The sequence below is a fragment of the Sphingobium sufflavum genome (assembly GCF_021403115.1).
In the GTDB taxonomy this organism is placed as follows: Bacteria; Pseudomonadota; Alphaproteobacteria; order Sphingomonadales; family Sphingomonadaceae; genus Sphingobium; species Sphingobium sufflavum.
This window is the reverse complement of the sequence record NZ_JAJSSH010000003.1, coordinates 313,114-327,098: the sequence shown is the minus strand read 5'-3', so window position 1 is coordinate 327,098 and position 13,985 is coordinate 313,114. Positions and strand designations below refer to the sequence as shown.

General features: G+C 66.0%; 13 protein-coding genes. 6 read left to right on the top strand and 7 right to left on the bottom strand.

Annotation, left to right across the window (positions count from 1 at the left end):
- Window positions 1–35 precede the first annotated feature (35 nt).
- From LWE61_RS07130 to LWE61_RS07110, 5 genes are read right to left on the bottom strand one after another with little or no spacing between them, the layout of a single operon-like run.
- Window positions 36–665 carry a 2-dehydro-3-deoxy-6-phosphogalactonate aldolase gene (locus LWE61_RS07130; protein ID WP_234149470.1) on the bottom strand — a complete coding sequence of 210 codons (630 nt, stop codon included), beginning with the start codon at window positions 663–665 and terminating at the stop codon, window positions 36–38.
- A complete protein-coding gene (locus LWE61_RS07125; protein WP_234149346.1) occupies window positions 655–1,584 on the bottom strand; it encodes a 2-dehydro-3-deoxygalactonokinase in 930 nt (309 codons plus the stop codon). Before LWE61_RS07125 ends, LWE61_RS07130 begins: the two co-directional genes overlap by 11 nt.
- A gap of 4 nt (window positions 1,585–1,588) precedes the next feature.
- Window positions 1,589–2,479: an SMP-30/gluconolactonase/LRE family protein gene (locus tag LWE61_RS07120; RefSeq protein ID WP_234149345.1), complete on the bottom strand. Its 891-nt coding sequence runs from the start codon at window positions 2,477–2,479 to the stop codon at window positions 1,589–1,591.
- A gap of 17 nt (window positions 2,480–2,496) precedes the next feature.
- Window positions 2,497–3,648 (bottom strand): ThuA domain-containing protein, encoded by a 1,152-nt coding sequence (locus LWE61_RS07115; protein ID WP_234149344.1) that lies wholly within the window; start codon window positions 3,646–3,648, stop codon window positions 2,497–2,499.
- Entirely contained in the window at window positions 3,645–4,964 is a 1,320-nt protein-coding gene (locus LWE61_RS07110) for a sugar MFS transporter (protein WP_407696199.1), read from the bottom strand. The genes LWE61_RS07115 and LWE61_RS07110 overlap by 4 nt, the downstream gene beginning before the upstream one ends.
- A gap of 100 nt (window positions 4,965–5,064) precedes the next feature.
- On the opposite strand from LWE61_RS07110, the gene LWE61_RS07105 reads away from it, so the two are divergent.
- The 6 genes from LWE61_RS07105 to LWE61_RS07080 all read left to right on the top strand — a co-directional run bounded on the left by LWE61_RS07105 (window position 5,065) and on the right by LWE61_RS07080 (window position 12,145).
- Window positions 5,065–6,876, top strand: a complete 1,812-nt coding sequence (locus LWE61_RS07105) for an IlvD/Edd family dehydratase (protein ID WP_234149343.1) — start codon at window positions 5,065–5,067, stop codon at window positions 6,874–6,876.
- 88 nt (window positions 6,877–6,964) lie between these two features.
- On the top strand, window positions 6,965–8,533 hold the full coding sequence (locus tag LWE61_RS07100; RefSeq protein WP_234149342.1) for an aldehyde dehydrogenase (NADP(+)): 1,569 nt from the start codon (window positions 6,965–6,967) through the stop codon (window positions 8,531–8,533).
- Complete coding sequence (araD1, locus tag LWE61_RS07095; RefSeq protein ID WP_234149341.1) at window positions 8,530–9,510, top strand: AraD1 family protein; 981 nt, start codon at window positions 8,530–8,532, stop codon at window positions 9,508–9,510. The genes LWE61_RS07100 and araD1 overlap by 4 nt, the downstream gene beginning before the upstream one ends.
- Complete coding sequence (locus LWE61_RS07090) at window positions 9,507–10,436, top strand: Gfo/Idh/MocA family protein (protein WP_234149340.1); 930 nt, start codon at window positions 9,507–9,509, stop codon at window positions 10,434–10,436. The genes araD1 and LWE61_RS07090 overlap by 4 nt, the downstream gene beginning before the upstream one ends.
- 15 nt (window positions 10,437–10,451) lie before the next feature.
- The gene (locus LWE61_RS07085; RefSeq protein ID WP_234149339.1) at window positions 10,452–11,201 is read left to right on the top strand and encodes a FadR/GntR family transcriptional regulator; all 750 of its coding nucleotides are present in this window, start codon (window positions 10,452–10,454) and stop codon (window positions 11,199–11,201) included.
- A gap of 131 nt (window positions 11,202–11,332) precedes the next feature.
- Complete coding sequence (locus LWE61_RS07080; protein WP_234149338.1) at window positions 11,333–12,145, top strand: FadR/GntR family transcriptional regulator; 813 nt, start codon at window positions 11,333–11,335, stop codon at window positions 12,143–12,145.
- A gap of 365 nt (window positions 12,146–12,510) precedes the next feature.
- Here the strand turns inward: LWE61_RS07080 and LWE61_RS07075 are convergent, their stop codons facing one another.
- Window positions 12,511–12,879 carry a c-type cytochrome gene (locus tag LWE61_RS07075; protein WP_234149337.1) on the bottom strand — a complete coding sequence of 123 codons (369 nt, stop codon included), beginning with the start codon at window positions 12,877–12,879 and terminating at the stop codon, window positions 12,511–12,513.
- A 521-nt stretch (window positions 12,880–13,400) separates the two neighbouring features.
- Complete coding sequence (locus LWE61_RS07070) at window positions 13,401–13,727, bottom strand: hypothetical protein (protein WP_234149336.1); 327 nt, start codon at window positions 13,725–13,727, stop codon at window positions 13,401–13,403.
- Window positions 13,728–13,985: the final 258 nt, after the last annotated feature.

Below are 13,985 nucleotides of genomic sequence, written 5' to 3'. Positions count from 1 at the left end.
TGCATAAGCGCAAGGTCAAGGAAGTTCGGCTAAACCTAAACCGCCGCGCGCCACGCCTTCACCAACGCCCGCGCTTTGCCCGCGATCACCTGCGCGCTGTCGCCCGGCCGGTAAAGCGCCCCGCCGACGCCCAGCCCACCCGCGCCCGCGCCCAGCCATTCGCCAATATTGTTCGTGCCCGTACCGCCAACTGCCCACACTTCCACATTGGCGGGCAACACGTCGCGCAACGCCTTCAGATAGGTCGTGCCCTGCACCATCGCGGGGAACAGCTTCAGCCGCCGCGCGCCCGCCGCGATGGCGGTAAAGGCCTCGCTCGGCGTCAGCATACCCGGCATCACCTCCAGCCCGGCGGCCACGCCATGCGCAATCACCGCTGCGTTGGTGTTGGGCGTCACCATCAGCTTCGCGCCCGTCGCCACCAGCGCATCGACGCTGGCGATGTCGAGGACCGTACCCGCCCCGATCATCGCGACCCCGCCGAACGCGGCCTGCATCGCGGCGATGCTGGCAAAGGGATCGGGCGAGTTCAGCGGCACCTCGATCAGGCGAATACCTTCCTCGACCAGCGCGGCGCAGGCCTCCACGGCCTCCTCCGGCCGCAACCCGCGCAGGATGGCCACAACGGGCGGCGCACCGGTCGCCAGCACAGAATCAACCGAGATCATTGAGCAATTCCAGTCCCGCCAATACACATGTTTCGCCATCTTCCCGGCGCACCGCGACGCCATGACCGTCCAGCGCGCGCCGATAATGCTCCGCCAGTTCGGGCGCGCCGATCACCACCACCGTTTCGGGCAGCGGCGTGTGGCGCTGGCCCTCCGCCACCTCCGCACCGATCAACAGGCCGGACAGAAAGCCCTCGCCCCAGACCGCGCTGCGTCCGCGCAACAGTTGCGCCGCCCGGCTTTCGAACATGCCGCCCAGCAGGCCCGTACCTTCGCGCGCGCGCGCGAGGCCCTCGTCCCAGCCCTCGGCCCGTTCGGCCGCGTCGCCCGCATCCGCTGTGGTCCCCGATCCCGCGCTCACCCTGGCGAGCGTGCTGTGCGCGCGCAGCAGGCCAAACAATTCGCCCGTGAAAAAGGTGCGAAACCCGGTGACGACCCCATTTTCGATCCGCGCCCATTTGCTGTGCGTGCCGGGCAGGATGAACAGTTGCGATCCCTGCGCCAGCGACGGCTCACGGGCGAGAGCGCCGAAGATCTGCGTCTCCTCGCCGCGCATCACATCCACGTCGCCATGCCGCACCCCGGCGGCGATCCGCACGGGCAAGTCGACCAGATCGAAACGCAGCATTCCCGTAGCCCATCCCGCACGATCCGTCGGACAGGGCACATAGGGCGCTTCACGCAGGCCAGTGCGCGCGCCCGCCATGCCGCACAGCGTCACATGGTCCGGGCGGCCATGACCGGTCCAGCGCGTGAGGAGGCGCAGCAGGTGCGCGCTCGGCAACCCGCCTTCCAACTGGCCGATACCCGGTCCGTCCAGCCGGTCGACGACCACGCCCTGCTCCACCCGGAACAGACGCAGCCTCGTCGTGCCCCAGTCGCCGACGACATGCCAGCCCATCCCTCTCGATGCCATGTTTTCAGAACACCACGTTGGGCAGCGGCAGGCCCGCGACCGGCGCGTCGAACGCGAACAGTCCGCCCGCCAGCGGCTGTTCCGCCAGTTGCGCCTCGCTCAGACCCGTGCGCGCCGTAGTGACATAGGCGGTGCGCAGATCGTCACCCCCGAAAGCGATCTTGGTCACGCGGGCACAGGGCAGGTCGATACGCAGCAACAGGCTGCCGTCAGGCGCATGGCGTTGCACCCCCCATCCGTCCCAAAGCGCGACCCACAGGCAACCCTCGCTGTCCAGCACGATGCCATCGGGATAGCCGTCCGCCTCGCCCAGTTGCAGGAACACCTCCTTCTCCAGCAATTCCGGCCCATCGCCGATCCGGCTACGCCAGATAATGCGGCTGCCGGAATCGACATGGTAGAGGGTGCGCCCGTCGCGCGTGGCCGCCGGGCCATTGGTGACGACCGCCTCGCCGCCCATCTGTCGTACCGCGCCATCGACCAGGCAGTAGATGGCGCCGGTACCCTCCGTCTCGCCATCGTCCATCGTGCCGAACCACAGGCGACCATGGCAGTCCACCGTGGCGTCATTGGTGCGGTTATGCGCCGGCATGGCGATGGGGGCGAGCATCGTCTGCGGCAACGCGCCATCGGCCGCCGCCGTGTCGAACAGGATCAGGCTATGGTTCGATCCCGCCACCAGTCGCCCCTCACCCGCAGGCACGACAAAGCTGGGCTGCCCGCCCACCGCCCATGTCGCATGGGCGTTGGATGCGGGATGATAGCGATGAATCGCCCCACCCTTGATGTCGACATACCAGAGCGCACCTTCCCCTTCGGACCAATATGGCCCCTCACCGAGCAACGCCTCGGTCGGCCAGACGAAACGGGGGGTCGGTGCTGCTGTCGTCGTCATGCCTGCCGGTCCTTGCGTCACTTGGCCGATGCCGGTTTCTGTGCGGATGCGGGCGCAGCGCATGCCGTGCCGGTCGCCCAGCCCAGAGCATTTTCCAGCATCGTCACATAATGGGGTTCGCTATAGGTTTCAGGCCGGTGGCCGATGGCGGAATAGAACATCCGCCCCTTGCCGATACAGCGGGTCCAGGCGACCGGATGATCGTCGCCCATTCGCAAATTCTGACCAGCCAGACCATCGGGCTTATAGCTTTTCTCGTCCAGCGTGGCGATGATCGTCGATCCGCTGGCGCGCGGATTGTTCCTGAAGCTGTACCATTCGTCCTTCATCACCCATTCGGCGGGCAGACCCTTGGCCAACGGGCTGTCCTTGGCCTCGACCACGACCCGCGCATCCTGGAATTGCGGAGACATGGGATGACCCGCGAACCGCGCGCCGATCAGATCGTCCACATACCAGTCCCAAAAAGTGGCGAAATCGCCCGCCGATCCATGGACCGCCACGAAACCGCCGCCGCCCTTCACAAAGGCCTGCAACGCCTTGCGCTGGCTCAGGGTCAGCACGTCGCCGCTGACGTTGTTCCAGATGACGGCATCGAAATTCTTCAGCACCGACGGATGGATCGCTCCACCCTTCAACGTGGAGACCAGCGCCCATCCCTTGCGCTCGGCCAGCGCGGTAAAGGCGGCATGGGCAGCGTCGACGGAGGGGCCATCGCGAAAACCGGTCATCTTTTCGAACAGCAGGATGCGCGGCTTGCCCGCGGGCAGTTTGAACGTCGGCCGGTCGTCATCATAGCGCACGCAGCGGGCGGTTCGATCGGCGGCGGTCACAGGGATCTTCGCCAGTTCCTCGTCCAGGCCGGTCAGGTCGGGCATCGCCCCACCACCGCGCGTGGCGAAGCCCGCCGCTTCCTTGATCGTCAGGATAGACGCAAAACTGGGCGCGGTCGTGCCGAACATCTGCTTGGGCAGTTTGTCCAGCAGGCCGCCCAGCTTGCGATCGACCACGGCCTTCGCCGCCGGGCTGAGCAATATGTCGATCATCGGCGACTGCATGGAAAAGGGCATGTCGCGCAATGGGCAGTCCAGCACCGGCGCGGCCTGCGCGGGGGCGGCCAAGGCCAGCAGGGCCGCCGCCGCGGTGCCGATCAACGAACGACAGATCATGCTTTTTCTCCCTCGGCGGCGTCCACCGGAACACGGGTACCCCACAGGGCATATCCCAGAACGAACAATTCGCAGATGGCCGTCAGGGCAAAGCTGTTCTGGAGACCGAACATGTCGGCCAGCGTACCCTGCACCACTACCAGCGCACCGCCCGCGATGGCCATGATCATCAGGCCCGACCCTTCCTCGGTCAACGGACCCAGCCCCTTGATGGCGAGCGTGAAGATGGTCGGGAACATGATGGAATGGAACAGGCCGACGAGGATCAGCGACCACATGGCGACCGAGCCATGGGCGAATATCGTCACCACCATCACCACGAAGGCGCCGGCGGCAAAGGTGGCCAGCACCTTCTCGGCGGCGACGCGCTGCATGATGCCCGCGCCCACGAAGCGGCCAACCATCATCCCGCCCCATAGGAAGGTCAGGTAATTGCCCGCCTCCTCATGCGTCAGGTTCGCGATGTCCGGCTGGCTGACGAAATTGACGAACAGGTTGGCGACGCCGATCTCCGCCAGCAGGTAGAAGATCATGGCCGGGATGCCCCACACCAGGTTGCGGTGCCGCCACAGCGAATGATTCTTGCGGTTTTCCTTTGCGACGCGGCTGGTCGCCTGACCCATCGCGGGCAGGGGAAAGCGCGCGATGACCAGCGCCAGCACGACCAGCACCGCAGCGACAATGCCATAGGGCAGCACCACCGACTGGGCGTCGGCCAGCCGTTCGGCGGCGGTCAGCACCCGGTCACCCTTCGCCGTGCCACCGACCGACCGGCCGAGGATGAGATAAGCGCCGAACGCCGGGGCCAGCATCGTGCCCAGTGAATTGAACGCCTGCACGAGGTTGAGGCGGCTGGAGGCCGTCTCCGGCGATCCGATCACCGCGACATAGGGGTTGGCCGCAACCTGCAGCAGCGTGATGCCGCTGGCGATCACGAACAACATGAACAGGGTCACGCCATAAGAGGGGATGCTGGCGGCCAGCATCATGCCCAACGCACCCGCCGCCATGATGAGCAGGCCCGTCACCAGCGACTTCTGGTATCCGATCCGCTCGATCAGCTTGGCCGATGGGATGGAGGCGACACCATAGGCGATGAACCACACCGACTCGATCAGCGTCGTCTGGGTGTAGCTGAGGTCAAACACGCTGCGCAGATGCGGCAGCAGCGTGTTGTTGATGACCGTGATGAAGCCCCACATGAAGAACAGGCTGGCGAGCAGGGTCAGCGCCTTGCCATAGCTTCTGCCTGTACCCGTGCCCCCATCGGCGGCCGGGGCCGCGCTCACTTCACTGATATTGATCGGTCCGGCCACGCCGCATCTCTCCCAAGCATTGCCATATTAATTGTATGAGTATATTGGAGGGACAAGATCGTCAACCCGATCATCGTCCGAACCAACATAGAAGGGTCGCATGACCACAAGCCCTCCCTCATCCGACTCGCCCCGCACGCTGCGCTCTGCCGCATGGTTCGACAATCCCGCCAACACCGACATGACGGCGCTCTATCTGGAGCGCTATCTAAATTTCGGCCTGACGTTCGAGGAGTTGCGCAGCGGCAAGCCGATTATCGGCATCGCGCAGACCGGCAGCGACCTGTCCCCCTGCAACCGCCATCATCTGGTTCTGGCGGAACGGGTGCGTGAGGGTATCCGGCAGGCAGGCGGCATCGCCATCGAATTTCCCGTCCATCCCATTCAGGAAACCGGCAAGCGCCCCACGGCGGGCCTCGACCGCAACCTGTCCTATCTGGGTCTGGTGGAGGTGCTGTATGGCTATCCGCTCGACGGAGTGGTGCTGACCATCGGCTGCGACAAGACGACGCCCGCCTGCCTGATGGCGGCGGCGACGGTCAACCTGCCCGCCATCGCCCTGTCCGTCGGCCCGATGCTGAACGGCTGGCACAAGGGCGAACGGACCGGGTCGGGCACCATCGTCTGGAAGGCGCGCGAGCTTCTGGCCGCAGGAGAGATCGACGATGAGGGCTTCATCCGCCTCGTCGCTTCCTCCGCGCCGTCCACCGGCTATTGCAACACGATGGGCACGGCGACCACGATGAACAGCCTGGCGGAAGCGTTGGGCATGTCCCTGCCCGGCAACGCCGCCATCCCCGCGCCGTATCGCGATCGTCAGGAAAGCGCCTATCACACCGGCCTGCGTATCGTGGACATGGTGAACGAGGATCTGAAACCCTCCGACATCATGACGCGCGAGGCCTTCCTCAACGCCATCGCGGTCAATTCGGCCATCGGCGGATCGACCAACGCGCCGATCCACCTCGCCGCCATCGCGCGTCACATGGGCGTCGACCTCGACATCCGCGACTGGCAGACCCACGGGCACAAGGTTCCCTTGCTGGTCAACCTCCAGCCGGCAGGCGAATATCTGGGCGAGGATTATTATCGCGCAGGCGGCGTGCCCGCAGTCGTCAACCAGTTGATGGAACAGGGCCTTATCCATGAGGGTGTGATGACCGCCAATGGCCGCAGCATCGGCGACAACTGCCGGGGCGCGACCATCGAGGACGAGAAGGTCATCCGTCCCTTCGCCAACCCGCTGAAGCCGGAGGCAGGCTTCATCGTCCTGTCCGGCAATCTGTTCGACAGCGCGATCATGAAGACCAGCGTGATCTCCGAGGAGTTCCGCGCCCGCTACCTCAGCAATCCCGACGATCCGGAAGCGTTCGAGGGGCCGGTCGTCGTGTTCGACGGGCCGGAGGATTATCACGCCCGCATCGACGATCCGGCGACCGGCATCACGACGCAGACATTGTTGTTCATGCGCGGCGCGGGACCGATCGGCTATCCCGGCGCGGCGGAGGTGGTGAACATGCGCGCGCCCGCCTATCTGCTGCGCGAGGGTGTCCATGCCCTCCCATGCATCGGGGACGGTCGCCAGTCGGGCACGTCCGGCTCCCCCTCCATCCTCAACGCCTCGCCGGAGGCGGCAGCCAACGGCGGCCTTGCCCTCCTGCGCAGCGGCGACCGGGTGCGGATCGACCTGAACCGGGGTACGGTGGACGTGCTGATCCCCGACGCGGAACTGGCGGAGCGGCGTACTGCACTGCTCGCAGCGGGCGGCTATGCCTATCCCGCATCGCAGACGCCCTGGCAGCAGATTCAGCGCGACCTCGTCGGCCAGCTTCAGACCGGCGCGATCCTCGAAGGGGCGGAAAGCTTCCAGAAAATCGCCCAGACGCAGGGCCTGCCGCGCGACAATCACTGACATCATGGGTGGTCCCGGCACCGGCCGGGGTCGCCTGACGCCCGGCGCCATACCGCCGGGGTTACGAAAAGCATTTACGAGGTACATCATGATCGACGGAAGCATCCTGATCGGCGCGGAACAACGCCAGCGCCCCGCCAAGTTCACCGGCCATAACGCCGCCACCGGCGCCGCCCTGCCGAACAGCTACAGCAATGCGGACGTGCAGGACGTGGCCGATGCCTGCGCGCTGGCCGCTGACGCCGCGCCCGCCCTCGCCGCGCTGTCGCCCAACGACCGCGCCGCCTTCCTCGAATCCATCGCCACCCATATCGAGGAGATCGGCGAGGAGTTGATCGCCACCGCCCTTGCGGAGACGGGCCTGCCCCGGCCCCGTCTGGAGGGGGAGCGGGGCCGCACCACCGGCCAGTTGCGCCTGTTCGCGTCGGAAGTGCGCGCCGGTTACTGGCTGGACGTCACCATTGACCCCGCCCTGCCCGATCGCACCCCGCCGCGCGCAGACCTGCGCCGGGTGAACGTACCGCTTGGTCCCGTGGCCGTGTTCGGCGCATCCAACTTCCCTCTCGCCTTCTCCGTCGCGGGCGGTGACACCGCTTCCGCCTTTGCGGCGGGTTGCCCGGTGGTGGTGAAGGGTCATCCCGCCCATCCCGGCACCGGCGAACTGGTCGCACGCGCCATTGCCGATGCGGTCGCGGCGTCGGGCCTGCCCGCCGGCACCTTCTCCTATCTCCCCGGCACCGCGCATGAACTGGGCGGCGCGCTGGTCGCCGATCCGCATATCAAGGCGGTGGGCTTCACCGGATCGCGCGGCGGCGGCCTCGCCCTTGCCGCCATCGCCGCCAAGCGCGCCGAACCCATTCCCGTCTATGCGGAGATGAGCGCGATCAACCCCGTCGTCCTGATGCCGCACGCGCTCGCCGCGCGGGCCGAGGCGCTGGGTCCAGCCTTCGTCGCGTCGCTGACGCTGGGCGCGGGCCAGTTCTGCACCAATCCGGGGGTGGTGATCGCGCTCGACGGTCCCGATCTCGACCGCTTCATCGCCGCCGCCGCAGAAGCGGTGGGCAAGGCCGCGCCGCAGGTCATGCTGACCCCCGGCATCCGCGCCGCCTATGACAAGGGCGTCGCCGCGCTCGAAGGCAACCGCGCCGCCCGGCTGATCGCACGCGGCACGGCGGGTGAAGAAGGCCGGGGCGTCGCCGCCCTGTTCGAGACGGACGCAGACAGCTTCGCCCGCGATCCCGCGCTGGCGGACGAAGTGTTCGGAGCCGCCTCCGTCGTCATCCGCTGCAAGGACATGGATGCCCTTGCGCAGGCCGTCGCCGGGCTGGAGGGGCAGCTCACCGCCACCATCCACCTCGACCCCAGTGACGAGGCGGACGCCGCCCGTATCCTGCCCCTGCTTGCCGACCGCGCGGGCCGCGTGCTCGCGAACGGCTGGCCGACGGGCGTGGAAGTCACCTGGGCGATGGTCCATGGCGGCCCCTACCCCGCCACCACCGATGGCCGTTCGACCTCCGTCGGCACGGCAGCGATGAGCCGTTTCCTGCGCCCCGTCTGCTATCAGGACATTCCGGCGGCACTGCTCCCACTGGCCGTGCGCGACGACAATCCCTGGGGCCTCCCGCGCCGGGTCGAGGGAAAGGCGGTGACGGCATGATCCGCTCCCTCGTCCAATATAGCGCCGACGGCACGCGCAGCGTCGCCGCCCTCGACGCGGACGGCGCTGCCCATCGCCTCGCCGATACGCCCTCCATCCTGTCGCTCGCGGTCGATGCGATCGGGGCCGGCACCAAGCTGGCCCAGCTCGCGGAAGCCCGTGCGGGCGCGGTGCTGGACCTCGCCGCCGTCACCCTGCTGCCCCCCATCGATCATGGCGATCCGGCGCATCTGCTCGTCAGCGGCACCGGCCTCACGCACCTCGGCTCGGCTGAAGGCCGGGACAAGATGCACAAGGCCGCGCAGGCACAGGAACATGTCACCGACAGTATGCGCATGTTCCTGATGGGACTGGACGGCGGCAAGCCCGTCCCGGGCACGGAGGGCGTGCAGCCCGAATGGTTCTACAAGGGCGATGGCGGCATCCTCGTCGCGCCCGGCGCGCCACTAGAGGCCCCCGCCTTTGCGGGCGACGGTGGCGAGGAACCGGAGATCGCCGGCATCTATCTGATCGGTGCGGACGGCACGCCGATCCGCCTCGGCTTCGCGCTCGGCAATGAATTTTCCGACCATGTGACGGAACGGGTCAACTATCTGTGGCTCGCGCACAGCAAGCTGCGTCAGGCCGCGATTGGCCCTGAGTTGCTGCTCGGCGAACTGCCCGCCGACATCCGCGGCACCAGCCGCATCCTGCGCGATGGCGCGACGCTCTGGGAAAGGCCCTTCCTGTCGGGCGAGGCGAACATGTCGCACACCATCGCCAACCTCGAACATCATCATTTTAAATATACCCAGTTCCAGCGGCCCGGCGACGTGCATGTGCATTTCTTCGGCACCGCCACCCTGTCCTTTGCCGACAAGGTGGAAACGCAGGTCGGCGATATATTCGAGGTAGCGGCCGCGCCCTTCACCCTCCCCGTCCGCAATCCCCTCGTCCGTGCAGAGGACAAGGGTCTGGCGAAAGTGACCGTCCTGTGAGCACGCCCCTGACAGTCGGCTTGGTCGGCTATGGCAAGATCGCGCATGACCAGCATGTTCCGGCCATCGCCGCCAATGCCGACGTGCAACTGGTCGCCGTCGCCAGCCGCAATTCGCGGGCGGAAGGCGTGCGCAACTATAGCGACATCGACGCCATGCTGGCCGCCGAACCGGCTCTCGATGCGGTGATCCTCTGTCAGCCGCCGCAGGCCCGTTACGCGGCGGCGCGCGCTGCCATTCTCGCGGGCAAGCATGTCTTCATGGAGAAGCCACCCGGCGCGACCGTGTCGGAAGTGGAGGCGCTGGTGTCGCTGGCGCGGGCCGCCAACGTCACCCTCTTCGCCAGCTGGCACAGCCGCTATGCGTCCTGCGTGGCGCGCGCGCGCCGCTGGATCGCCGAACGCGACCTGACCCGCATCGACATTGTGTGGAAAGAGGATGTGCGTCATTGGCATCCCGGTCAGGCGTGGATCTGGGAACCCGGTGGCTTCGGCGTGTTCGACCCCGGCATCAATGCCCTGTCCATCCTGACCGGCATCGTCGTCGACCCCATTCGCCTCCTCTCGGCAGAGCTGGAGACGCCCGCCAACCGTCAGGCGCCCATCGCCGCCCGCCTCGCCATGGCGACAGCCCATGGCATCCCGATCACCGCCGAATTCGACTGGCGCCAGACCGGCCCGCAAAGCTGGGACATCGTCGTGGAGGCGGGTGCGGAGCTTCTGTGCCTCGGCCATGGGGGCAACAGCCTGACGATCGACGGCGTGACGCAGGCCCCGGAGGCGGAATCCGAATATCCCGCCCTCTACGCCCATTTCGTCTCGCTGGTGCAGGCGGGCGAGAGCGACGTGGACCTCTCGCCAATAAGATTGGTCGCCGATGCGTTCCTTTCCGGGCATAATCATACTACAGAGCTGTTTGAAGATTGATCGGAAAGCCAAGCATTGACCAGCAAGCAGCCAGAAGAAGAAGCGGAGAATAAACTCCCGGACGAGGCGAAGGGTCTGCGCATCCATCAGGCGCTGGCGCGACAATTGGGGATCGCCATTGTCACGGGCCAGTATCAACCCGGTGATGGCTTTGGTGGCGAGATCGAGCAGGCGGAAGCCTATAAGGTTTCACGCACCGCCTATCGGGAGGCGATCCGCATCCTGATCGCCAAGGGCCTGCTGGACAGCCGGCCCAAGGCGGGCACCCATGTGACCCCCCGTGCGCGCTGGAACATGCTGGACCCGGACATATTGGCGTGGATGTTCTCCAGCAAGCCGGACAAGCGTTTCGTGGCCGACCTGTTCGAACTGCGCGGCGTCATCGAACCGGCGGCGGCGATGCTGGCGGCGACACGGCGAACCGATGCGCAGGTGGAGCGCATGCGCTCCGCGCTGGGCGTCATGCGCCAGCAGGGGCTGGGCACCGTACAAGGACGTGATGCGGACCAGCAATTCCACAGCACCATATTGGAAGCGGCAGGCAACGAGCCTCTCGCCTCGCTCGCCAGTTCGGTGGGCGCGGCCGTCACATGGACCACCCGCTTCAAGGAACAGAGCGGCAAGCTGGCGCGCGATCCCATTGCGGAACATCTCGCCGTGTTCGACGCGATCGAGGCGTCCGACCCCCTGCTGGCGCGCGCCACCATGGAAGAACTGCTTCGCCTCGCGCTGAACGACATGGCGCAGGACGATTTGCTGGGCTGATCCCCCCGGCATATGGAGCGTGGGGCCGAAACTTCTGCCCGCCCCTTACCCACCTTCTATCTGCGCCATCTGTACAATTCGCCTTCATGGCGTAAAGGTCGATCCGTCGCCCTCCATCAGAGAATTAGAGCATGTCCCCCAAGTCAAATCAGGATGCGCCAGAGGCGACCACGGGCGGAGAGACGGGAAGCCGGCTTTACCGCCAGCTCGCGCAGAAGCTGATCGACCAGCTGACCTCCGGCCAATATGCCGTGGGGGATCGCCTGCCCCCGGAACGCGATCTGGCGCTGGAATATAATGTCAGCCGTCCGACCTTGCGCGAGGCGATCATCGCGCTGGAGGTTCAGGGTTTCGTGGAGGTGCGCGTCGGGTCCGGCGCCTATGTCACCCGTATTCCGGGCAGCGCCGACCAGCCCGGCTTCCATGTCACCGCCTTCGAACTGACCGAGGCCCGGCTGGCGATAGAGGGGGAGGCCGCCGCGCTGGCCGCCGTCCATATCAGCTCCGAGGAACTGGACGCGCTGGATGCTCTGGTGCAACGGATCGAGCAGGAAAACCGTCGGCCCGACACGCGCACGACCAGCGAGCCGGACGCCGACCGCGCCTTTCACCTCGCCATCGCCGACGCCACCCGCAACAGCGCAATCTCCAGCACCATCGAGCAATTGTGGCGGATGCGCGCCAGTTCACCCGACACCGCCCTCCTTCTGGAAAAAGCGCGCGCGGCCAAGGTGAAACCGGTGGTTGCCGAACATCGCGCCATCGCGCAGGCCCTGCGCTCACGCGACCCGCAGGCGGCCCGTGCCGCCATGCGCGCGCATCTGGCCGCGGTGCTCGATCATCTCCTCTTCGCGACAGAAGAAGTCGCCGTGGAGCAGGCCCGGCGCACCGCCCGCACCACCCGCGAACGCTTCGCGGCGCAACTGGCGCCCGGCGAAGAATAACGACAGCCGCACCGGACAACGGGGCCGCCGTCGGCCTTCACCTAGCGCTGGGTCCGGCCAGAATTTTCACTTCGAACTGCTCACCTTATTGTAACGAGGGGGCAGTTCGAATGCGTCAGCACGTGCGCAAATCTCTCAGGCATCTTACGATACAACTTACCCTTATCGTCATTGCGAGCGCAGCGAGCCGAAGGCGGGCAAAACCTAACCAGTCTAGGCGGCATGACGCCTTCTGGATGGCTTCGCTGCGCTCGCAATGACGAGGCAATTAATTGCCATCCAGTGCTTTAGGGCAGCCCGCACACGCGGACTGCCACCAATCAAGCCAAGGCCACATCGGCGGCACAAGGCCGCCGTGCGCACGATCAGCGCAGAGTGGCGAGATAAGCGAGGAGGTCCGCGCGCTGCTTGGCGTCAGGAAGGGAGACGACCATCCGCGTGCCGGGCACCATCTTCGTCGGGCCGGACAGGAATTTATCGAGCGTTTCCTTGGTCCAGCCGATGTTCGACGCCTTGAGCGCGGGGGAGTATCGGAAAGTCGTGCTGCCCGCCTTGCGGCCCACGACGCCACGCAGGTTGGGACCGAGCAGGGCGGGGCCGCTTGCCTCGACACTATGGCAGATCTTGCACCGCTGGCCGAACAATTGCTCGCCAGGGCTTTTCTGCGCCTGAGCCTGAGCCGTCGTGGCGAAAGTGGCGACCGCCAGAACGGCCGCGAAACGGGAAACACGCATGCAAAATCTCTCCATCGGGACCGGCGACGAAAGATCGCGCGGGTCAAGAAACTTGTCATCGGCGGCTGCATCCTGCCGGACGATGGCAACCACCCACCAAACCCGGCCACACGGTCCGGAGGCCGGTCGGGCACCCGGCTCCATCATCGCGCAGCATCTGTTGGCCTATTGAAATCTTTGAGCAGGAGAAGGTGTCGCGTGCGTTCTATATCCGTGCGCACATCGTCCTTCGCACCGCAGTCATCTTCGACTCTCCTCCACCGGATCGGACTATCGAGGCAACATGGTCGCAACCAGCTGAACCGAAGCTGTCCGGGGCTTGCAGACCCTATGACCGGATGCTGCGCCACCACACTGTCGGGACAAGCAGTGTGCCCGCCGGGGAAGAAATGCCAGCGTCAGGGAAAAGCGGAGACTTGGCTTCCGGCCTTATCGCCGTATCTTCCGTAACCGCTCACACTGCCGAACGCCGTCCGTCAGAACGGCCCGGCTCGCGATCACGCGCACCGGGCCGCCAGAGATTATTTCTTCGCGGGCACCTTGGCCAGGTCCGCGTTGATCTTGGCGAGCGAGTCGGCCGAAATCTGGTCGGGCGCGAAGCCCTGAACCTGCTCCAGCGTCATGGAACGGGCCATGTCGATCTGCGGGTTGCCGGAGAAGCCGGGCAGATATTTGTCGATCACCGCCTTGGTCGCCGGATTGTCCAGCAACGTGCCGATGTCGGTCGCGCCCACGCTATAGGCGGCGGCAGCGGCAGGCGCTGCGGCGGCAGCCTGAGCAAAGGCGGCCGGAGCGGACAGGGTGGCGGCCAGCGCGACGAAGCCGGCGATCAGAGGAGTACGAAGCATCCTGTTCCTTTCAAGAGACACGGTTATTCTGCATATACCGATTGTGAAGCGCGCACGGGGCGCCACGCGGCCGAAACGGCCTGCTTCGATTCCAAAAATAGCGGCCACCCGGTGAAGCGCAACTATTATGTCTGATTATTGCGAGATATATGGGTCGAATGGAGTATACATAGCGACGGATCGGGGCATGGCTTTGCCACTCCGGCTTCCGACCAGAACTCGCACCTTCGCATCCAGCAGACGACAGCAACGAACCCG